Origin of the sequence: Pseudarthrobacter sp. 902506025, assembly GCF_040702325.1 — a bacterium.
In the GTDB taxonomy this organism is placed as follows: domain Bacteria; phylum Actinomycetota; class Actinomycetes; order Actinomycetales; family Micrococcaceae; genus Arthrobacter.
Genome location: NZ_JBFBKW010000003.1, coordinates 364,427 through 383,202 on the forward strand (window position 1 = coordinate 364,427; position 18,776 = coordinate 383,202).

The 18,776-nt window shown below is 60.2% G+C and carries 21 protein-coding genes; 19 read left to right on the forward strand and 2 right to left on the reverse strand.

Annotated elements, in window-relative coordinates; all coding sequences use genetic code 11:
* The first annotated feature begins 19 nt into the window (after positions 1–19).
* Positions 20–1,882, forward strand: coding sequence for a glycosyltransferase family 39 protein (locus AB0280_RS08850; protein WP_366366926.1), 1,863 nt, complete (start codon positions 20–22; stop codon positions 1,880–1,882).
* A 110-nt stretch (positions 1,883–1,992) separates the two neighbouring features.
* Here the strand turns inward: AB0280_RS08850 and rpsI are convergent, their stop codons facing one another.
* Together rpsI and rplM are read right to left on the reverse strand one after the other, a co-directional pair.
* Positions 1,993–2,496: a 30S ribosomal protein S9 gene (gene rpsI, locus AB0280_RS08855; RefSeq protein WP_175316342.1), complete on the reverse strand. Its 504-nt coding sequence runs from the start codon at positions 2,494–2,496 to the stop codon at positions 1,993–1,995.
* 38 nt (positions 2,497–2,534) lie between these two features.
* Positions 2,535–2,978, reverse strand: a complete 444-nt coding sequence (gene rplM, locus AB0280_RS08860; RefSeq protein ID WP_043454696.1) for a 50S ribosomal protein L13 — start codon at positions 2,976–2,978, stop codon at positions 2,535–2,537.
* Between the two features lie 295 nt (positions 2,979–3,273).
* On the opposite strand from rplM, the gene AB0280_RS08865 reads away from it, so the two are divergent.
* From AB0280_RS08865 to AB0280_RS08950, 18 genes are all read left to right on the forward strand, one after another.
* Positions 3,274–3,939 carry a prepilin peptidase gene (locus AB0280_RS08865; RefSeq protein ID WP_366366928.1) on the forward strand — a complete coding sequence of 222 codons (666 nt, stop codon included), beginning with the start codon at positions 3,274–3,276 and terminating at the stop codon, positions 3,937–3,939.
* Between the two features lie 278 nt (positions 3,940–4,217).
* Positions 4,218–4,412: a Flp family type IVb pilin gene (locus AB0280_RS08870; protein ID WP_366366930.1), complete on the forward strand. Its 195-nt coding sequence runs from the start codon at positions 4,218–4,220 to the stop codon at positions 4,410–4,412.
* A 4-nt stretch (positions 4,413–4,416) separates the two neighbouring features.
* The gene (locus AB0280_RS08875; protein WP_366366932.1) at positions 4,417–4,608 is read left to right on the forward strand and encodes a Flp family type IVb pilin; all 192 of its coding nucleotides are present in this window, start codon (positions 4,417–4,419) and stop codon (positions 4,606–4,608) included.
* 141 nt (positions 4,609–4,749) lie between these two features.
* Positions 4,750–5,193 (forward strand): TadE/TadG family type IV pilus assembly protein, encoded by a 444-nt coding sequence (locus AB0280_RS08880; RefSeq protein ID WP_366366934.1) that lies wholly within the window; start codon positions 4,750–4,752, stop codon positions 5,191–5,193.
* Entirely contained in the window at positions 5,181–6,248 is a 1,068-nt protein-coding gene (locus AB0280_RS08885) for a pilus assembly protein TadG-related protein (protein ID WP_366366936.1), read from the forward strand. Before AB0280_RS08880 ends, AB0280_RS08885 begins: the two co-directional genes overlap by 13 nt.
* Before the next feature lie 29 nt (positions 6,249–6,277).
* Positions 6,278–7,021 carry a Flp pilus assembly protein CpaB gene (cpaB, locus tag AB0280_RS08890; RefSeq protein WP_366366938.1) on the forward strand — a complete coding sequence of 248 codons (744 nt, stop codon included), beginning with the start codon at positions 6,278–6,280 and terminating at the stop codon, positions 7,019–7,021.
* On the forward strand, positions 7,018–8,214 hold the full coding sequence (locus tag AB0280_RS08895; protein WP_366366939.1) for an AAA family ATPase: 1,197 nt from the start codon (positions 7,018–7,020) through the stop codon (positions 8,212–8,214). Before cpaB (AB0280_RS08890) ends, AB0280_RS08895 begins: the two co-directional genes overlap by 4 nt.
* Entirely contained in the window at positions 8,211–9,647 is a 1,437-nt protein-coding gene (locus AB0280_RS08900) for a CpaF family protein (RefSeq protein WP_366367098.1), read from the forward strand. The genes AB0280_RS08895 and AB0280_RS08900 overlap by 4 nt, the downstream gene beginning before the upstream one ends.
* The gene (locus tag AB0280_RS08905; protein WP_366366941.1) at positions 9,644–10,591 is read left to right on the forward strand and encodes a type II secretion system F family protein; all 948 of its coding nucleotides are present in this window, start codon (positions 9,644–9,646) and stop codon (positions 10,589–10,591) included. The genes AB0280_RS08900 and AB0280_RS08905 overlap by 4 nt, the downstream gene beginning before the upstream one ends.
* A gap of 8 nt (positions 10,592–10,599) precedes the next feature.
* Positions 10,600–11,508, forward strand: a complete 909-nt coding sequence (locus AB0280_RS08910; protein WP_366366943.1) for a type II secretion system F family protein — start codon at positions 10,600–10,602, stop codon at positions 11,506–11,508.
* 265 nt (positions 11,509–11,773) lie between these two features.
* Positions 11,774–11,983 carry a Flp family type IVb pilin gene (locus AB0280_RS08915; protein WP_366366945.1) on the forward strand — a complete coding sequence of 70 codons (210 nt, stop codon included), beginning with the start codon at positions 11,774–11,776 and terminating at the stop codon, positions 11,981–11,983.
* Positions 11,984–12,112: 129 nt separating this feature from the next.
* Complete coding sequence (locus AB0280_RS08920; RefSeq protein ID WP_366366947.1) at positions 12,113–12,502, forward strand: TadE/TadG family type IV pilus assembly protein; 390 nt, start codon at positions 12,113–12,115, stop codon at positions 12,500–12,502.
* A 38-nt stretch (positions 12,503–12,540) separates the two neighbouring features.
* Positions 12,541–13,458 carry a pilus assembly protein TadG-related protein gene (locus AB0280_RS08925; protein ID WP_366366949.1) on the forward strand — a complete coding sequence of 306 codons (918 nt, stop codon included), beginning with the start codon at positions 12,541–12,543 and terminating at the stop codon, positions 13,456–13,458.
* A 19-nt stretch (positions 13,459–13,477) separates the two neighbouring features.
* Complete coding sequence (cpaB, locus tag AB0280_RS08930; protein ID WP_366366951.1) at positions 13,478–14,221, forward strand: Flp pilus assembly protein CpaB; 744 nt, start codon at positions 13,478–13,480, stop codon at positions 14,219–14,221.
* Positions 14,218–15,411 (forward strand): AAA family ATPase, encoded by a 1,194-nt coding sequence (locus AB0280_RS08935; protein WP_366366953.1) that lies wholly within the window; start codon positions 14,218–14,220, stop codon positions 15,409–15,411. The genes cpaB (AB0280_RS08930) and AB0280_RS08935 overlap by 4 nt, the downstream gene beginning before the upstream one ends.
* Positions 15,411–16,895, forward strand: coding sequence for a CpaF family protein (locus AB0280_RS08940; protein ID WP_366366955.1), 1,485 nt, complete (start codon positions 15,411–15,413; stop codon positions 16,893–16,895). The genes AB0280_RS08935 and AB0280_RS08940 overlap by 1 nt, the downstream gene beginning before the upstream one ends.
* A 10-nt stretch (positions 16,896–16,905) precedes the next feature.
* On the forward strand, positions 16,906–17,838 hold the full coding sequence (locus AB0280_RS08945) for a type II secretion system F family protein (protein ID WP_366366957.1): 933 nt from the start codon (positions 16,906–16,908) through the stop codon (positions 17,836–17,838).
* A gap of 7 nt (positions 17,839–17,845) precedes the next feature.
* Positions 17,846–18,730: a type II secretion system F family protein gene (locus AB0280_RS08950; RefSeq protein WP_366366958.1), complete on the forward strand. Its 885-nt coding sequence runs from the start codon at positions 17,846–17,848 to the stop codon at positions 18,728–18,730.
* Positions 18,731–18,776 lie beyond the last annotated feature (46 nt).

Genomic DNA, 18,776 nt, shown 5'->3' on the forward strand with positions numbered 1-18,776 from the left:
TCAATCACGCGGAAGCACCGTGACTACGGTAGTGCCAGAAAATACCTTCACTGTAGGCCGAGAGAGAGGTCTCCTCGGCGCCCTCTTGGTTGTCACCACGCTGATTTATGCGTGGGGTTTGGACCAGAACGGATGGGCTAATTCGTACTATTCGGCAGCTGCTATGTCTGGCTCGGAAGATTGGACTGCTTTTCTGTTCGGATCATCCGATCCTGCTAATGCAATAAGTGTGGACAAGCCACCAGCAAGTCTATGGGTCATGGCATTGTCAATACGGTTGTTCGGACTGAGCCCTTGGAGCATTTTACTGCCGCAGGCGTTGATGGGTGTCTTTAGTACATATGTACTGTTTCGCCTCACGCGCACCTTTTTTGGTCCTATCCCCTCACTTGCTGCCTCTCTTCTTTTTGCCATAACGCCTGTGGCTACCGTGATGTTCAGATACAACAACCCCGACGCATTGCTGTGCCTTGAGATGATATGCATTGCTTATATGACGCTAAAGTCGATTGAGCGCAACGACGTTCGATGGCTCATAGCGGCAGGCGCTTTGATTGGGCTCGGGTTTCTGACAAAACAACTGCAGATTGGAATGATTGTCCCAGCCATAGCAATCACTTACCTTGCCTTTGCGCCTGGCAAAATTGCTTCTCGGCTATTGCGACTCGGAGGAGCGGGGCTTGCCACCGCGGTTACGGGGGGATGGTGGTTGATCCTAGTCCAGCTAACTGACCAGGCTTCCAGGCCATTCATCGGCGGATCCTTCACCAATAGTGCCGCTGAGCTCACCCTCGGCTACAACGGGCTGGACCGGCTCACCGGTCAGAACGCCGCAAGCAGCGCTACAAAGGGCGAATGGGGTTCCGTGGAATCGCTCGATCCGGGCCTGCAACGATTCCTCCAGCCCAATTTTTCTGGACAGTTCGGCTGGTTCCTTCCGCTTGCGGTAGCGGGATTAGTCATTTCGATCGTGCACATCCATCGCCGTCAAGGCGCACGCACCTACCGCATATTTCTCGTCTTCCATATCGCTTGGTTGGCAGTATCCCTTATCCTAGTGGCGTTCATGTCGGGAATTGTGCATCCCTATTATGCGCTCACAGCTGTGCCACCGATCTCCGTCCTGGCTACCGTCGCCCTGAGGACTTTCCTGCGAGAAAGACTGCCTTGGCCACGGCGCGGGCTGGTAGTGGCCACCCTGGTTGCAAGCGCCTTATTCGCATACGTCACTGCGGTACGTTCAGCGGACGACTTCCCGGGACTACCCATGGCCATATTACTTCTATGGGCGGTGACCATCGCCCTATGTGCACTCGACGTTCAGCACGTGTCGTATAACCGAATCTCCGCCTCATTGCTAGCAATCGCTCTCCTTTTGGGCCCGGTCCTTTGGAGCGTGAATACCATTCTCACCGGCCATATTGGAGCCGCAGTTTCGGCAGGCCCGGCCACACTCGGGTCCAAGGCAGATGACGCCAGCAGGCGGCGACTCAACCCGGAGGAGCCAAAGGCTGCCGTCGCGCTCGCGCTCGGCGATATCCCGGCACCGGGAGTGGTGGCTAAGTTGAAGAGTGCCAACACTGCAGCAACATGGCCGGCTGCAATGGTCGGTTCTGAGTCTGCCGCAAATTACCAGTTGGAAACCGGGCGTCCGATCATGGCCCTCGGCGGTTTCACTGGCTCGGACCCGTTCCCCACATTGAGTGAGTTCAAGAAACTTGTCGGCGAAGGCAAAATCGGAGCCCTCGTTATCCAGAACCTCCCTCCGGTAACTGCCGAAGGCAGAGGAGATGCCGCTCGTATTGTGGCTTGGGTGCGGCAGCATTACCGTGGCCAGGTGATTGGCGACGCGGAATTCTACGATCTCGCACCTGGCGCTTGATCATGACCGGCATGGAGCAGTTGAGGCTGCAATCAACGATTTCAAACCTCCCCGACAACAACAAAAGCCCGTCCCGCTGGACAGCGGGACGGGCTTCCGTGTAAGCAGATTTAGCGCTTGGAGTACTGCTGGGCCTTGCGGGCCTTCTTGAGACCTGCCTTCTTACGCTCGATGACACGGGCGTCGCGGGACAGGTAACCGGCCTTCTTCAGCGTCGGGCGGTTGTTCTCGACATCGATCTCGTTCAGCGAACGGGCGATGCCGAGGCGCAGGGCGCCGGCCTGGCCGGAGATGCCGCCGCCGTGGATGCGGGCGATAACGTCGTAGGCGCCTTCGAGATCAAGGATCTTGAAGGGCTCGTTGACGTCCTGCTGGTGCAGCTTGTTCGGGAAGTAGTTTGCCAGCTCGCGGCCATTGATGGTCCATTTGCCGGAGCCGGGCACGACGCGGACGCGTGCAACGGCCTCCTTGCGGCGGCCAACAGCTGCGCCGGCAACGGTCAGGGCCGGACGCTCCTTCTTGGGAGCAGCTTCAGCAGCCGAGCTCTCAGAGGTGTAGCTGGTCAGGTTTTCCTCGGCTTCGACAGCCTCGGTGGTCTCTTCGTTCTGAGCCACGGTTCTCCTTGTATAGATAAGTTGTTTGGTGGCCAGGACTACTGGGCGACCTGGGTGATTTCGAAAGTCTTGGGCTGCTGGGCAGCGTGCGGGTGCTCAGCACCGCGGTACACCTTCAGCTTGCCCAGCTGCTGGGCAGCGAGGGAGTTCTTGGGGAGCATGCCCTTGATGGCCTTCTCAACGGCGCGGACCGGGTTGGTTTCCAGCAGTTCCGCGTAGTTGACGGAGGTCAGGCCGCCCGGGTAGCCGGAGTGCCGGTATGCGCGCTTCTGCTCCAGCTTGGCGCCGGTCAGGGCTACCTTCTCGGCGTTGATGATGATGACAAAGTCGCCCATGTCCATGTGGGATGCGAATGTGGCCTTGTGCTTGCCGCGCAGCAGGATTGCGGTCTGGCTTGCAAGACGACCAAGGACAACGTCGGTGGCGTCAATGACGTGCCACTGGCGGTTGATATCGCCGGGCTTCGGGGTGTACGTACGCACGGTGTTTGCCTCGTTCTTGTTCTGGCGTTCTTGTTTAGGTGTCGCTAGCTCGCGCACCTACTGTCTGCGCGCTACCGGAACAGAGGTGAGGGCTCTATGTAACCAGTCATCCTGAAGTTCCGAATGTGCACGTTGAGTAGTTATCCTGCAACCGGATCCTCAAGCGGGCACGCACCATCGGAATAGGACACGCACAACGACTACCAAGATTAGCGCGTCAGGTGGTTCGGGGTCAAAATGAGGTAGCCGGAGGCCGCTGGGGCCGCGTCGGCCCAATCCAATGCAGGGGGATGCAGTGTTCTCAGCGGTGACCTCGGACCCTAACAGTGCGCTCCTGGTCATTGGCGCCGCTCTTTTGGGAGCCGCCCTCTCCCCCATCGCCGAGCGACTCATCGCAAAACTGCTTCCCAGACTTGGCGAGGTGCCGCGCCTGCAGGCAAGAATTACCACGGCGGCAGTAACCGCCGTCGCGTGCGGGGCCTTCGCGGCGCATTTCGGCAGCGCACTGAGCGTCCCAGCATTCCTCCTACTTGCCGTGCTGGGCGTCCAGTTGGCAAGGATCGACGTAGCACTCCACCTCCTGCCGAATCCTCTCGTTCTAATGCTACTGGCCGGCGGCCTTCTACTCCTTTTACTGCCTGGACTAATTGATAAGCAATATGATGATCTAGTTCGGGCGGCGCTTGGCGCCTTCATTTTGTTTGTTGGTTACCTTATTTTGGGACTTATTTCTCCCGGCGGCATCGGAATGGGCGACGTGAAGCTCGCGGCCCCCGTTGGCCTTTACCTGGGGTACCTAGGCTGGAGCCACCTCCTGTACGGCGGGCTGCTCGGCTTCATCCTGAATGGCGTCGTCACGGTGGTTGTCATGGGCAGGAAAGGCCGGAATAGAGCCACCGAAGTGGCCCATGGCCCCTCGATGTTGGGGGCCCTCATGGCTGTCGCCCTTTTCGTCGGGTAGCCAACCTCGTCGATTTTTTCTGGGCCCACCACATTTCCCTGTGCGAGCTTGCTAAGTAGTCGGGTTGGTACCCGCACAGCTTTCTGAGTACTGGCGACCCCTTTCGAGTACGTACTTTTCGAGTCCACCTAAAAAGTCGAGTACCACTACGCATTGTTGCCCCATACCCCCCAGTGACAATCTCTTCTTAGCGAAGTCCAGCCGCTAAGGATTTATGGGGGCAGCTGGAAATTCGTTGAAATTCAATAACCCATTTCACCGAATTAAAGGAAACTATAATGACTTCTCTCATGGTCTCGATGATGGCTTTCGTCGCCGGCGTCAAGGATCGCTTCACCAGCGAACAAAAGGGTGCAACGGCCGTTGAATACGGCCTGCTGGTTGCGCTGATCGCGGCAGTCATCGTCGTTGTTGTTGCCACCCTCGGCACTCAGATCAATACGGCGTTCGGCAAGATTTCCGGCGAGCTCTAGTCAAATGTCTGGTCTCACGCTGCGGTTTCTTCTGCTCCTCAAGACCTGGGAAGCTGACGTTCAATCAGAAAAGGGCGCAACTGCCGTTGAGTACGGGCTCCTGGTCGCATTGATCGCCGCGGTGATCATTGTGGTCGTTGCGACGCTTGGCACGCAGATAAACACAGCCTTCAGCGCCGTTTCCTCCCAACTCTGACGTGACGACACATCCTCGGGCGGGTGAACAGGGAGGCAGACAAATTGCTGACTGTTCACTCGCCCTTGGTGGTTCTCAAGAAATGGTCCCCCGGCCATCGCAAGCCGATGGCCGGGCTTCACAGAATCTGGTCACATCATCATGAAGACTCGTTCCAATCAAAATACTCAGCGGCGCAGCCGGCGTGAAGCTGGTGCTGTTGCGGTCGAGTTCGCGTTAGTTCTTCCGATCTTCCTGGCCCTCGTCCTGGGCATCGCTGAAATGGGACGGGCATTCAATATCCAGGTGTCACTGAGCGAAGCGGCTCGTGAAGCCGCACGCTACTCCGCTATTCACTGTGCAGAAACCGGATATACGGCGCTGGCGGCCCAAAACGCCGGTATAGCTGCTGCCCCATCGGTTGGATTATCCACCGGGAACATCGACGTGAGTTTTTCCGGCACCGGGACATGCTCCGCCACCAACAATGCGGTGGCCGCGGTGAACTACACGACTCCATGGATGACCGGTTTTCCGAACTTGATCCCCGGGATGCCAGCCAGCCTTTCGATTCAAGGCAAGGGAGTAATGCGATGCGGTGGTTAGGAACCAAGAAATCGGAGCAAGGCGTTGTTGCTCCGATGACAGCCCTAATAATGGTCTTCCTGCTCGGCATGGCCGCATTGGCAGTTGATGTGGCCACCATGTACTCCGAGCACGCGCAGCTTCAAAATGGCGCTGACTCTTCCGCTTTGGCAATAGCGCAAGCCTGCGCCGCAACGCCTCCAGGACCGGCATGCGCAGCACCGGTTGCGACGGCTGGCAACTTGGCCAACGACAACGCGCTCGATGGCAGCAGCAATGTGATCACTGCCACGGTGGGCGCCGGCGTGGTAGATGTGACAACCCAATCACGAGATGCATCCGGAAATAATCACTTTTCTCTCATATTTGCAAGAGCACTGGGTATCCAAACTGCCGATATACGCGCTTCGGCGCAGGCCACCTTTGGAGGAATTTCCGCTGCCAACGTCGTTCCGCTGGCATTCTCAAAGTGCGAATCAGACCCCGGATTCACAAAATCTCTGCAGTTCTTTCCTACCCACGGAAGCACCCTTGCTGATGATCCGAATTATGGCTGTAAGCAACCCGCCTCAGGGTGGGAACTACCGGGAGGATTCGGCTGGCTGGACGATTCCGGGACACCTGATTGCTCCCTTTACGTTGCTGTGGCACAACCCTGGATAAAATCCAATAACGGAAATGACTTCGATGACGCTTGTGCTACGACGTTCTCGAAGTGGCAAGCAGATCTTACTGCCGGCAAGACTGTCGAAGTTCTGTTGCCAATCTTTGATATGGCATGTCCCGATAAGGGTGGTAAGGGTATCGACCCGTGCACAGCCTCACCCTTCGGAAAGAATGGAAAAGCATTCCATATAGAGGCCTTTGCGCAAGTTTCCCTTCGTGGCTGGCATCTACTTGGCGGCGGCCCAACCTACTACACGACAGAAGCCTCAAATTTGAGCGCGACGCTCAAACTCAAGAATTCGGATACCGGATTATTCGGAAAGTTCATCAAGAAGGTCTCGCTAGCAGAAGCCGCCGCCATGGGTGGTCCTACGACTTATGGCGCCACCGGAGCGGCACTTTCGAAGTGATTAGACATCCAAGCTAAGGAGATACAGAAATGAAGACTCGCCTTCTGGGAGGCATTGTTGCGCTCGTGCTCGCAGTAGTAGGCACGTTGCTTCTCATCTCGTACGTCCAAGGTTCTGAAGCCAGAGCCCAAGCCGATCTTCAACCCATCGACGTTCTGGTGGTCGAAAAGCAGATTCCGCAGGGATCAAACCTGGACCAGATCAAATCTGCAGTGAAGCTCGCCTCGCTTCCGTCCGCATCGGTACCAAACGGAGCCCTGAAAAGCCTTGATGGACTCGATGGGAAAGTAACATCAGCCGATTTGGTCCCCGGGGAGCCCCTTCTCGGCGTCCGGCTCGTTGACCCTACAAGCTTGGCAGCCCCCGGATCCGTTCCTGTACCGGCCGGCATGCAAGAGATATCGGTCCAGCTCGACGCACAGCGGGTGGTCGGCGGACGAATCGCGGCCGGTGACACCGTCGGCGTCGTTGCCCTCTTCGCTGGCGATAACACGGACGGCGGAACGGCGCAGCAGATCTTCCACAAGGTCTTGGTCACCAGCGTTCAGCGCGCCGCTGCCCAGGGTTCCCCGGCCAATCAAGGTGCCTCCACCGAGCAGGCGAACACCCAACTCCCGACGGGCCAGCTGCTGGTGACCTTCGCGAGAACCGATACGGATGCCCAGAAGATCGCATTCGCCGCAGAGTTTGGAAAGCTCTGGCTCACCAAGGAACCCGCTTCTGCAACAGAAAGCGGGCCGACGGTCATCAAGAAAGTGGAGCTGATCAAATGAGCAGGTTCGTTTTGATCACACCAGATAACAACTTCTCGCAACGAGCCAAGCAAGCCACGAACAGCCTTCACGGTGCCCTGCAGACTCTCCAGGCTGACTACCTGCCTCCGAGTCCAGACGACATACTGCGCACGATTAACGGCGACCCTGCGGAAGTAATCCTTTTGGGGCCAGGGCTTCCCACCGACGATGCAATCCGGCTCGCTAGTCTGTTCGATCTCCAATTTCCCGAGATCAGCGTTGTCCTTGTCGCCAATGGCGGATCCGATGTCGCCCTTCCGGCCATGCGCGCCGGCATTCGTGACCTGCTCAGCCCTGATGCGGCTGTGGACGACATCCGAGCAATGCTCGAAAGGGCTAGCCTGGCGTCCGCAGGACGTCGACGGGGACTTGGCGCGTCTGTGTCTGAGGCTCCCACAGGCACGCGCATCATCGCAGTGATGTCACCCAAAGGCGGAGTAGGCAAGACCACGGTGACGACCAACTTGGCCGTAGGCCTGGGCAAGATTGCCCGAAGCGGGGTGGTGGTAGTGGATCTGGACCTTCAATTCGGTGATGTTGCCTCTGGTCTCATGCTGGAACCGGAACGCACCATGGCGGATGCGGTCACCGGAGCCGCTGTCCAGGACAGCATGGTCTTGAAGTCCTACCTAACGCTGCACCCGTCAGGCGTGTACGCGCTCTGCGCCCCCCTGAACCCGGCTCAGGCCGAGCAAATTAGCGGAGAGCAGGTTGGGCACCTTATCGCGCAACTTGCAAGTGAATTCCAGTACGTAGTAGTCGACACCGCTCCGGGCTTGGGTGAGCATGTCTTGGCCACTTTGGACCGTGCCACAGACGCAGTCTGGGTGTGCGGCATGGATATTCCCAGTATTAGGGGGCTGCGGACCGGTTTCCGGATTCTGGACGAACTGAACCTCATGCCTGAGAACCGCCACGTTGTACTCAACTTCGCAGACCGCAGAAGTGGTCTGACTGTCCAAGACGTGGAAGCCACAATCGGTTGTCCTGTTGACGTGGTCCTCCCCCGCTCCCGGGCCGTTCCCTTTTCGACCAATAAGGGAGTTCCGCTTCTTCAGGACGGCAGTCGTGACGGTGCGGCCCGCGGCTTGGCCCAACTGGTGGACCGCCTCAGGCCCGATTGGAAGGAAAAACAGCACAAGAAGCTTCACAGAAGGGCGGTAGTGCAATGAGCCTGGCACGACGGTTAGAAGCAGCCCGAGGAAACGATGAGGCGACTAACGCCGGCATTGGCTCGGCAACAGCAGCCCCCTGGCAACCCACCGCGGCGCCAGCGACCGATCCCCTCGCCTCGCCCGGTTACACCAGCGAACCCAACGAAGCGCTAAGCGCCGTCAAGGATCGGGCCGGCATTGCTTTATATGAGCGCATGGGCAGCCGAATCACGGACTCCTCCATTGACGACGCCGAGCTGCAGCAGTACGTCAAAGATGAGCTGAAGAAGATCATTGAAGAGGAAGACATTCCGCTAACCCTTACAGAGCGTAACCGTTTGGTCCAAGAGATCATCGACGACGTCCTGGGGCTTGGACCGCTCGAAAAGTTCCTCAAGGACGGCAGCATCACGGAAATCATGGTGAACGGCCCCGACAAAATATATGTCGAACGTGAGGGGAAGCTGGGGATCACCGGTTCCCGGTTCAACGATGAGGACCACTTGCGCAAGGTTATCGAACGCATCGTGACCAAGGTTGGCCGTCGCATTGACGAATCCTCACCGCTTGTGGATGCCCGACTGAGCGATGGCTCCCGCGTCAACGCCATCATCCCGCCCTTGGCGGTGAGCGGATCATCCCTGACCATCCGTAAGTTTGGCCAGGTGCCGCTGACCGTCAACAACCTCATCTCGCTGGGATCGATGTCTCCGGAGATCGCGGAACTTCTCCACGCCTGTGTGCGTGCAAGGCTGAACATCATCGTCTCGGGCGGAACGGGAACGGGCAAGACAACCATGCTCAATGTCCTGTCGTCCTTCCTGCCGTCCGACGAGCGGATTGTCACCATCGAAGATGCCGTGGAACTTCAGCTGCAGCAGGACCACGTCGTCCGGCTGGAAAGCCGGCCGCAAAACATCGAGGGCAAAGGCGAGATCACCATTAGGGACCTGGTCCGCAACTCCCTCCGGATGCGGCCTGATCGGATTGTGATCGGAGAGGTTCGTGGCGGGGAATCCCTGGACATGCTGCAGGCCATGAACACCGGCCACGATGGGTCGATCTCCACCGTCCACGCAAACTCTCCACGGGACGCAATCTCCAGGCTCGAGACACTGGTCCTCATGGCAGGAATGGATCTTCCCCTACGCGCTATCCGTGAGCAGATCGCTTCGGCGGTGAATCTGATCGTGCACATTTCGAGACTTAGGGATGGCTCCCGGAGAATCACACATGTGACCGAAGTGCAGGGGATGGAAGGCGATATTGTCACTCTTCAGGACGCCTTCGTCTTTGATTACAGCGCGGGAGTGGACGCCAACGGGAAATTCCTAGGCCGGCCGATACCGACCGGGGTACGACCCCGCTTTGTCGACCATTTCGCTGAGCTGGGCATCCCGCTGTCTCCCGCTGTTTTCGGAACATCGCCGGTAGGCGGTGGATTCCGGTGACCATCACCAACCCAATCTTCTTGGCCCTTGGAATTGCACTCTGTCTGTCGGCGGCAGCGGTACTGTTCCTCGTTACCTTCAAGAGCGCGCAGGGAGAAATCGCCATATCCCGAAGGAGACCAGGTGTGGTCAGTGGGCCGACGCTGCTGACCCGGGTGACCGACTCGGCCACCTCCTTTCTGGAGAAGAACGTCAGCAAAAACGCGAGGTTCGGCAGCCGCGCGTCACTGGAGCAGGCGGGCCTGAAAATGCGCCAGGCCGACTTCTTGTTGCTTGTGGGTTGCAGCTCCGTCACTGCCGGCTTCGTTGGCTTCGTACTTGGTGGACTGCTTCCAGCGCTACTCTTCATTTCCGCAACACCCGTAATGGCCGTATTGGTCTTGAGTGTTTTGTCTTCACGGCGCCGCACCAAATTCGAGTCACAGCTAGGCGACACTCTACAAATGCTTTCCGGCGGCCTCCGCGCTGGACACAGTCTTCTCCGATCGGTTGACGCAGTGGCCAAGGAGGCGGAGGCTCCCACCTCCGAAGAATTTGCGAGACTGGTCAATGAAAACAGGCTCGGCCGAGATCTCAGGGACTCGATGATTGACGCGGCCCACCGGCTCCGCAGCGAGGACTTTGAATGGGTGGGACAGGCAATAGAAATCCACCGCGAGGTCGGTGGCGACTTGGCAGAGGTACTCGACCAAGTCGGGGAAACCATCCGTGAGCGCAGCCAAATCAAGGGCCAGGTCAAGGCCCTTAGCGCCGAAGGCAGGCTTTCCGCCTACATCCTCGTCGCGCTGCCTATCGGCATGTTTCTCTACATGTCGGTTGTCAACGCCTCCTACATCGCCACCTTGTACACGAACCTTATCGGCTGGATTTTGCTCGGTGTAGGTGTAGTACTTCTGGCTCTCGGGTCGTTCTGGCTCAGCCGCGTCATAAAGATCAAGTTCTAGGAGGAAAGATGACAACCATGGCGTGGGTCATTGTTGGCCTGATTGTGTTGCCCGTTTCCTTCCTCGCATGGTCGTTCCTTTCGGTAGACAGGAGTGGGTTCGCAGCTGTTCGCAGCAATCTGGGCCGGGGCATCCGGCTTATTGACAGTGGCGTGCCGGGTGCATCAGTTGCGGGACTCCCTGATTCCAAGCCCGCAATACCTCTTGGAATGAGAGTCACGCCAAAGGGCTACGTTGCCTGGCTGGACAAGCTGCTAGCACGCGCAGGGCGGCCGGCCCAGCTGCCCCTACCGCGGTTGCTCATCGTCAAACCTGCCCTGGCGCTGCTCATTGCAATCTTGGGAATCCTCTTCATAAGCAAGAGCGTGACACCCTCAGCCCTACTCTTCGTGGTGTTGGCAGCGGCACTTGCATACTTCGTTCCTGACATTTTGGTTCATGGCCGGGGAGCAGAACGCCAGAAGGCGATCGAATTGGAACTGCCCAACACCCTGGACCAAATGCTCATTTCGGTTGAAGCCGGTTTGGGTTTTGAAAGTGCGATGGCCCGTGCCGCCCAAAACGGAAAAGGTCCGCTTGCGTTCGAGCTCCTCCGGACGCTCCAGGACATGCAGGTAGGCCGTAGTCGTCGCGAAGCCTACGAGGCACTCGGGACAAGGACCGACGTACCTGATCTCAGGGCCTTCATCCGTTCCGTGGTACAGGCAGACATTTACGGTATCGCTATAGCGAATGTCCTAAAAACCCAGGCCAAACAGATGAGGATCAAACGGCGGCAGAGGGCGGAAGAGAAAGCCATGAAGCTGCCCGTGAAGGTGCTTTTCCCATTGATGTTCTCCATTCTCCCCGTGCTGTTCATCGTGATCATCGGCCCGGCGGCAATCAACGTTATGAAGAACTTCGCGGGGGCCTTCTAAACAAGCTTCACCGACTGCGCCGAGACGGCGCCATATTGACTGGACCCCCTCGGCCCCCAGAACCGAGGGGGTCCTTGTGTGCGCCTGCGGATTGGGTAAGCACAGCTTCTACGCAGCAGAAACCAAGCAAAAACGCAGTAAAAGTGCACGTCGTGAAGGCTTTGCGCAGGATGTTGCAAGATCGGATCAATGCCGGATCAAGCGTTGCTAACTTCATGTCAGTGCTGGTGTAGGGCCAGCCATTCGTCTCGCACAGGAGTCTCAGATGCTTTCTCTTATCGCCACCCTTCAGACCCTCGGCTTTAACCTCAAGAATCGCCTCGCTAGCGAAAAGGGTGCCACCGCTGTCGAATACGGCATCATGGTCGCCCTTATCGCAGTAGTCATCATCATCGCCGTCACCGCGCTCGGCACTAACCTCACCAACATCTTCACCGGCATCTCAACCTCGATTACGCCGAAACCTGCGTCCTGATACGCCCGTAACAGCAGTCGGCAGCGGCCACACAGGTAGCCAGACGACGAGGTATGCAAGAGTGGCGGCGGCATGCAGCCGCCGCCACCTAGTTCCCCCTATGACTCAAATGAGCGAAAGGTACCTCCAATGTCCACGGCATCCGAACGCGGCGCGGCCGCCGTCGAGTTTGCCATCGTGATGCCGGTCCTCATGATGCTCTTGCTGGGAATCATGGAGTTTAGTCGGGCTTATAGCGTCCAAGCTTCACTGTCGGCGGCTGCGCGTGAAGGCGTTCGGGTCATGGCCATTACAGGCAAGACCGCGGATGCTACCACCGCCGCTCAGACCGCAACCGCGTCGCTGAAGCCCGGGCTGCAAGGGACCAATATGCATTTCGGCACGCCATGTCCGGCTACAATCGCCTCCGGGGCAAGCCCTCAGACGACTGTCACCATCACATACACCTTGACCACTCTGACCGGGATCGCCGGCCCTTTCCAATTGACAGGAACGGGGGCAATGTTGTGCGGAGGCTGACGGGCAAGGTTCGGACGCAAGATGGCCAGCGGGGCGCCGTGAGCCTTATCGTCGCCCTCCTGCTTGTTGTTCTTTTGGGCTTTGCGGCAATGGCCGTGGATGTCTCCATGATGTTCGCCGAGCAAGCGCAGCTCAGGAATGGGGCCGACGCTGCTGCCCTCGCAATTGCCCAGACCTGCGCAAAATACCCAACCAATAGCAGCTGCTCTAACACTGGGCCGTTGGCGGCAAATTTAGCTAACAGTAATGCCAACGACAAGCTCAGCAACGTCAAATCCATCGATTTAACTACCCCAAACAGCGTAACTGTAGCTGTCGGCGCCCAGCAAGCGGGCCACACGCCCAACCAGGTATCTCTCTTCTTTGCGCGCGCGCTCGGCATCAGCACGGCCGAGGTGACTGCCAAATCCACCGCTGTATGGGGAAGACCGGGGAAAGGCCTCAAGATACTCCCGCTGGCCCTTGCGCTTTGCAAATTGGACATTTCGCCGCTCACCGGGCAAGGAGCAGATCAGGTCCTTTCCCTCGATAAGGGATGCGGCAGGGTACCAGGCGGATTCGGATGGATTGACAATCCAGGGGGCACGAATTGCACCGTAAACGTTACTGCGGGCCAAGCCAGCGACACGGGGATATGGTTCTCCGTCAATACAGGAGCAAGCGCTCCTCAGCTTTGCTCGGCAAACGACTTCAAACAGATGAACAATCAGACTGTCCTGTTTCCGTTGTATGACCTAGCTGCGGGGACAGGCACCTCCGCCAAATATTACGTCACGGGCTTTGCGGCCTTCTTTGTCACCGGTTATCACTTTTCGAATATTCAATGGCCCGAAGCAGGAGGCGTAGCCAACAAATCCATCACCGGCCATTTTATGAAATTCGTTTCTTTGTCACAGGCGTTTCAAATGGGCCCTGCTGCTGATTACCAAGCCTCAATAGTGCGCCTCACCCTATAGCGAAATCCAGGAGCAGTCAGTGAAGTCACGTATGTTGGCCGGTGTAGCAGCAGTGGGGCTGGCCATCATTGGAGCGGTTCTCATGGTCACCTACGCCCAGGGTGCTGATCAGAGGGCCATGAAGGACATGGAACCCACGGGGGTTCTGGTAGTGACGAAGGCGGTGCCCGCTGGTTCATCTGTGGACGTGGTGAAGGCGTCGGTGACGACACAGCAGGTCCCAGCAACCGCTGTATCGAAAACCGCACTAAAGAACCTTGATGATTCAGTTGGCAAAGTTGCAGCCGCGGACCTAGTGCCCGGCGAGCAGCTCCTGGCCGAACGGTTGGTCACGCCTGAGGCAAAGGACGACAGCACGGTCAAGGTGCCAACTGGGTTCCAGCAGGTGTCCTTCCAGCTGGACCCTCAACGAGTGGTCGGAGGCAGGATTGCTGTCGGTGACCACGTAGGGATTGCCCTCAGCTTCAAGGACGGCGCCGACAAGGGGAAGCCGGCAGTGGAAACAACCCAAATGACCCTCCGGAAAGTCCTGGTCACTAACGTGCAGGGAACGTCCCAGGGAACGCCAAATAGCTCTGACACTAAGACGCCGAACTCCAGCACCCCCACAGGTGCAATTATCGTCACCGTGGCCGTCAGCGACGTCGACGCCAACAAGATCATCTTCACATCTATCAACGGTGAGCTTTGGCTTACCAAGGAGCCCCTGGACGCAACCGACAGCGGCCCTGCAACAGCCAGGAAGGACAACGTGTACAAGTGAGCCGCTTCGTCCTTCTCTCCCCCAACGGCGACTTCGACCAGAAGCTGCGCGCCGCCGTCGCCAATGGTTTGCGCGGCACCGTCCAGACCATTGCCAGCGACATCCTGCCCGCAGGCCCGGCGGAGCTGTTTGCCCTCCTCAACCAGGAGCAGCCCGAGGTCCTGATCATCGGCCCGGACGTCCCGTATGAGGAGGCATTGAGGTTCGCCAAGGTCTTCGACGTCCAGCTCCCCGGCCTCAGCCTGGTCCTGGTCAGCGACGTGGACGCCGACTACCTCCTGTATGCCATGCGCGCCGGCATCCGCGACATCCTCAGTCCGCAGGCCGACCCCGCCGAGATCCGGGTGCTGCTGGAACGCGCCTGCCAGTCCTTCGCCACCCGCCACCGCGGCCCGGAAGCACAGCAGGCGGAGAGCGGCAGCGGCCTGGTCATCGGCGTGTTCTCCCCCAAGGGCGGGGTGGGCAAGACCACTTTGGCCACCAACATCGCCATCGGCCTGGGCCAGATAGCGCCCATGAGCGTGGTGATCGTGGACCTGGACCTGCAGTTCGGGGACGTCGCCTCCGGCCTCTACCTCAACCCGCAGCACACGGTCACGGACGCCGTCACCCCCGCCGCCGCCCAGGACTCCCTGGTCCTCAAGGCCTTCCTCACGGTCCACCCGGCCGGCATCTACGCCCTCTGCGCCCCGCCCAACCCGGTGGACGCGGACCACATCACCCCGGAACAGATCGGCCATCTGCTCGAACAGCTGGCCCAGGAATTCCAGTACGTGGTCATCGACACCGCCCCCGGCATGCCGGAAATCGGCCTCGCCGCCATGGAACAGTGCACGGACGTGGTGTGGGTCAGCGCCATGGACATCCCCAGCCTGCGCGGCCTCCGCTCCGGCCTGGAGGTCCTGCGCCAGCTGGACATCATGCCCGAATCCCGCCACGTGGTCCTCAACATGGCCGACGCCAAATCCGGCCTGAATGTCCGGGACGTCGAATCGACCGTCGGCGCGCCCGTGGACGTCAGCATCCCCCGCTCCCGCGCCGTGGCCCTGTCCACCAACCGCGGCATCCCCGTCCTCCAGGACTCCGGGAAGGACCCCGCCGTGAAGAGCCTCCGCCGGCTGGTGGAACGCTTCAACCCGGCATGGCGCACGCAGGCCCAGCGGAAACTTCACCGAAGGGTGGTCATCTGATGAAACTCTCCGAACGCATCAACGCGGTCCAGTCGCGCAACCAGGCGGCCGGGACTGCGCTGCTGGAGCCGCCCCGCCCGGTCTCCGCCCCCTCGCCAGCCCCCGCGGAAAGCCCGGAGCGGCACCAGCCGGCGCACGCCGCCGTCGTGCATTCAACGCACGACGCCGGCACTCCCTCGGTGCCCGCGGCACCCAGGGTGGATGTCTTCGCAGCCATGAAGGACAGGGCGGCCACCGCCCTGTTTGAACGGATGGGGACGCGCTTCAACGACGCTGCCGTCAGTGAACGGGAGCTGCGGAGCACCGCCAAGGAGGAGCTCACCCGCATCGTCGACGCCGAGCAGGTGCCGCTGACCCCGGAGGAACGCACCCGCCTGGTCCAGGACGTTGCGGACGATGTCCTGGGTTACGGCCCCCTCCAGCGCCTCCTGGACGATCCCGCCGTCACCGAAATCATGGTCAACCGCATGGACCAGATCTATGTGGAGCGCCAAGGCAAGCTGACGCTTACCGAGTCGCGCTTCAGCTCTGAGGAGCACCTGCGCAAGGTCATCGAACGGATCGTCTCCAAGGTGGGCCGCCGCATCGACGAGTCCTCCCCGCTGGTGGACGCCCGTCTGGAGGACGGGTCCCGTGTCAACGCGGTCATTCCGCCGCTGGCCGTCGGCGGTTCCTCGCTGACCATCCGAAAGTTCAGCAAGACCCCGCTGACGGTCCGCAACCTCATCGATTTCGGCACCCTGACGCCGGAGATGGCCGAGCTCCTGAACGCGTGCGTCAAGGCGAAGCTGAACATCATCGTCTCCGGCGGTACCGGTACGGGCAAGACCACGCTGCTGAACGTCCTGTCATCCTTCCTTCCGCACGACGAGCGGATCGTCACCATCGAGGACGCCGTGGAACTGCAGATCCAGCAGGAACACGTGGTCCGGCTGGAAAGCCGCCCGCCCAACACTGAGGGCAAGGGCGAAGTCACCATCCGCGAGCTCCTCCGCAACTCCCTTCGTATGCGCCCGGACCGGATCGTGGTGGGCGAGGTCCGTGGCGGTGAATCGCTGGACATGCTCCAGGCCATGAACACCGGCCATGACGGGTCCCTCTCGACCGTGCACTCCAACTCGCCCCGCGATGCCGTGGCGCGCCTGGAAACCCTGGCGCTCATGGCCGGGATGGACCTGCCGCTGCGGGCCATCCGGGAACAGATCGCCTCCGCCGTGAACCTCATCGTCCAGATTTCCCGGCTCCGCGACGGCTCCCGCCGCATCACCCACGTCACGGAGGTCCAGGGCATGGAAGGCGACATCGTCACGCTCCAGGACGCGTTCGTCTTCGACTACTCGGCAGGCGTGGACGCGCAGGGCCGGTTCATGGGCCGCCCGGTGGCCACCGGCATCCGGCCCCGCTTCATCGACCGGTTCGAGGACCTGGGCATCCACGTGTCCCCCGCGGTGTTTGCCACACCCCTGGGCCCGGGCGGGAAGTAGGGACCCGGCCATGATCATCGCCATCGGAAGCGTCATCCTCCTCGCCGCCATCTGCCTGCTGGGCGTGGCCGTGCTCCTGCCGGGAGCCCCCTCGGTGCCGCTGGAACGCCGTCGCCCGTTTGAACCCGAGCCGCCGTCCTCGCTGACCCGCCTGGCGCTCTCCGGTGTCAGGTCCTTCGAACGCCTCCTCGCCGGCCGGAACGTGAAACTGTTCGCCCGCGCGGAACTGGAGAACGCAGGCCTGCGGCTCAGCCAGGCCGAGTTCTTCCTCCTGGTGGGGATCGGCGCGTGCGTCGGCATGCTGGTGGGCCTGGTCACGGTCGGTCCCGCCATGGGACTGCTGCTCGCCCTGCTGGCACCCTTCGTGGGCAAACTGGTCCTCGGATTCCTGGCCGGCAAGCGCCGCGCCGCCTTCGACAGCCAACTTGGCGACACGCTGCAGCTTCTCTCCGGCGGCCTGCGCGCAGGGCACAGTATCCTCCGCGCCATCGACGCCGCGGCAACCGAATCGCAGAAGCCCACCTCCGAGGAGATGCGGCGGGTCATCACCGAGACCAGCCTTGGCCGCGACCTGCTCGCCGCCCTCAACGACACCGCCGACCGGATGAAGAACGAGGACTTCGTGTGGATCTCGCAGGCCATCCAAATCAACCGCGAGGTGGGCGGCAACCTGGCCGAGGTCCTGGACCAGGTCAACGAAACCATCCGCGAGCGCGCGGAAATCAAGGGCCACATCAAGGCTTTGGCCGCGGAAGGCAAGTTCTCCGCCTACATCCTGATCGCCATGCCATTCGGGATCGTGGCCATGCTGCTGGCCGTGAGCCCCAGCTACATGAACTCGATGTTCACCCATCCGCTGGGCTGGGTGATGATCGGCGCATCCTTTGTCCTGATGACCATCGGCGCGCTGTGGATGCGCAAGATCATCGACCTGAAGTTCTGAGAACCCCATGAACCTCACCGTCCTGCTTTCCGTCCTGCTGGTCTGCATCCCCCTGGGGGCGGGGGCCTGGTCCGTCCTCACCGTGGACAAACAGGGCCGCGCCGCTGTTGACGACCTCCTTTCCCGCGGCGCCCCTCCTGCCGCAGTTGCACCCGCCTCCAAGCGGGGTCTGCTCGAAGCCCTGGGCCGGCGGCTCACTCCCCCGGCCTATGTGGCCTTCCTGGACCGGTTGCTGTCCCTGGCCGGCCGGCCGGCTTCCATGCCGCTGGGAAAGGTGCTGGGTTCCAAGCTGGGGCTGGGCGTGGCAGGCGCGGCGGTTGGCCTCTACCTGACCTCCATCGGCAGCTCGCCGATCATGAAGCTCGCCGGCATCTTCGTCCTGGTCCTTGGCTACTTCATCCCGGACCTGCTCCTGTACAGCAAGGGACAGGAGCGGCAAAAGGCCATGCAGCTTGAACTGGCCAACACGCTGGACCAGATGCTGATCTCCGTAGAGGCAGGGCTCGGCTTCGAAGGCGCCATGGCCCGCGCCGGCGAGAACGGCAAGGGACCGCTGGCCGAGGAACTGGTTCGCACCCTGCAGGACATGCAGGTGGGCCGCAGCCGCCGCGAGTCCTACATCGCCCTGGCGGAACGGACCAGTATCCCCGAACTGCGCAGCTTCGTGCAGGCGGTGGTCCAGGCTGACACGTACGGAATCGCCATCAGCCGGGTATTGCGTGTCCAGGCGAAGGTCATGCGCGTCAAGCGGCGCCAGCGGGCCGAGGAAAAGGCCATGAAACTGCCGGTGATGATCCTTTTTCCCCTGTTGTTCTTCATCTTCCCGGTCCTCTTCATTGCCATTCTGGGGCCGGCAGTGATCAACACGGTGATGACGTTTAGCGGACAATAACCGATACGCAGGGCGACGGCAAGGTTGCCTCAAGGTTTACACAGAA

What these genes read in the sequence shown, in the direction of transcription:
- AB0280_RS08900 (WP_366367098.1), top strand. Translation starts at nt 8,211, where the DNA reads ATGAGCCTGGCACGACGGTTAGAAGCAGCCCGAGGAAACGATGAGGCG.
- AB0280_RS08945 (WP_366366957.1), top strand. Translation starts at nt 16,906, where the DNA reads ATGATCATCGCCATCGGAAGCGTCATCCTCCTCGCCGCCATCTGCCTG.
- AB0280_RS08875 (WP_366366932.1), top strand. Translation starts at nt 4,417, where the DNA reads ATGTCTGGTCTCACGCTGCGGTTTCTTCTGCTCCTCAAGACCTGGGAA.
- cpaB (WP_366366938.1), top strand. Translation starts at nt 6,278, where the DNA reads ATGAAGACTCGCCTTCTGGGAGGCATTGTTGCGCTCGTGCTCGCAGTA.
- AB0280_RS08920 (WP_366366947.1), top strand. Translation starts at nt 12,113, where the DNA reads ATGTCCACGGCATCCGAACGCGGCGCGGCCGCCGTCGAGTTTGCCATC.
- AB0280_RS08870 (WP_366366930.1), top strand. Translation starts at nt 4,218, where the DNA reads ATGACTTCTCTCATGGTCTCGATGATGGCTTTCGTCGCCGGCGTCAAG.
- AB0280_RS08915 (WP_366366945.1), top strand. Translation starts at nt 11,774, where the DNA reads ATGCTTTCTCTTATCGCCACCCTTCAGACCCTCGGCTTTAACCTCAAG.
- AB0280_RS08895 (WP_366366939.1), top strand. Translation starts at nt 7,018, where the DNA reads ATGAGCAGGTTCGTTTTGATCACACCAGATAACAACTTCTCGCAACGA.
- AB0280_RS08885 (WP_366366936.1), top strand. Translation starts at nt 5,181, where the DNA reads ATGCGGTGGTTAGGAACCAAGAAATCGGAGCAAGGCGTTGTTGCTCCG.
- AB0280_RS08880 (WP_366366934.1), top strand. Translation starts at nt 4,750, where the DNA reads ATGAAGACTCGTTCCAATCAAAATACTCAGCGGCGCAGCCGGCGTGAA.
- AB0280_RS08950 (WP_366366958.1), top strand. Translation starts at nt 17,846, where the DNA reads ATGAACCTCACCGTCCTGCTTTCCGTCCTGCTGGTCTGCATCCCCCTG.
- AB0280_RS08910 (WP_366366943.1), top strand. Translation starts at nt 10,600, where the DNA reads ATGACAACCATGGCGTGGGTCATTGTTGGCCTGATTGTGTTGCCCGTT.
- AB0280_RS08940 (WP_366366955.1), top strand. Translation starts at nt 15,411, where the DNA reads ATGAAACTCTCCGAACGCATCAACGCGGTCCAGTCGCGCAACCAGGCG.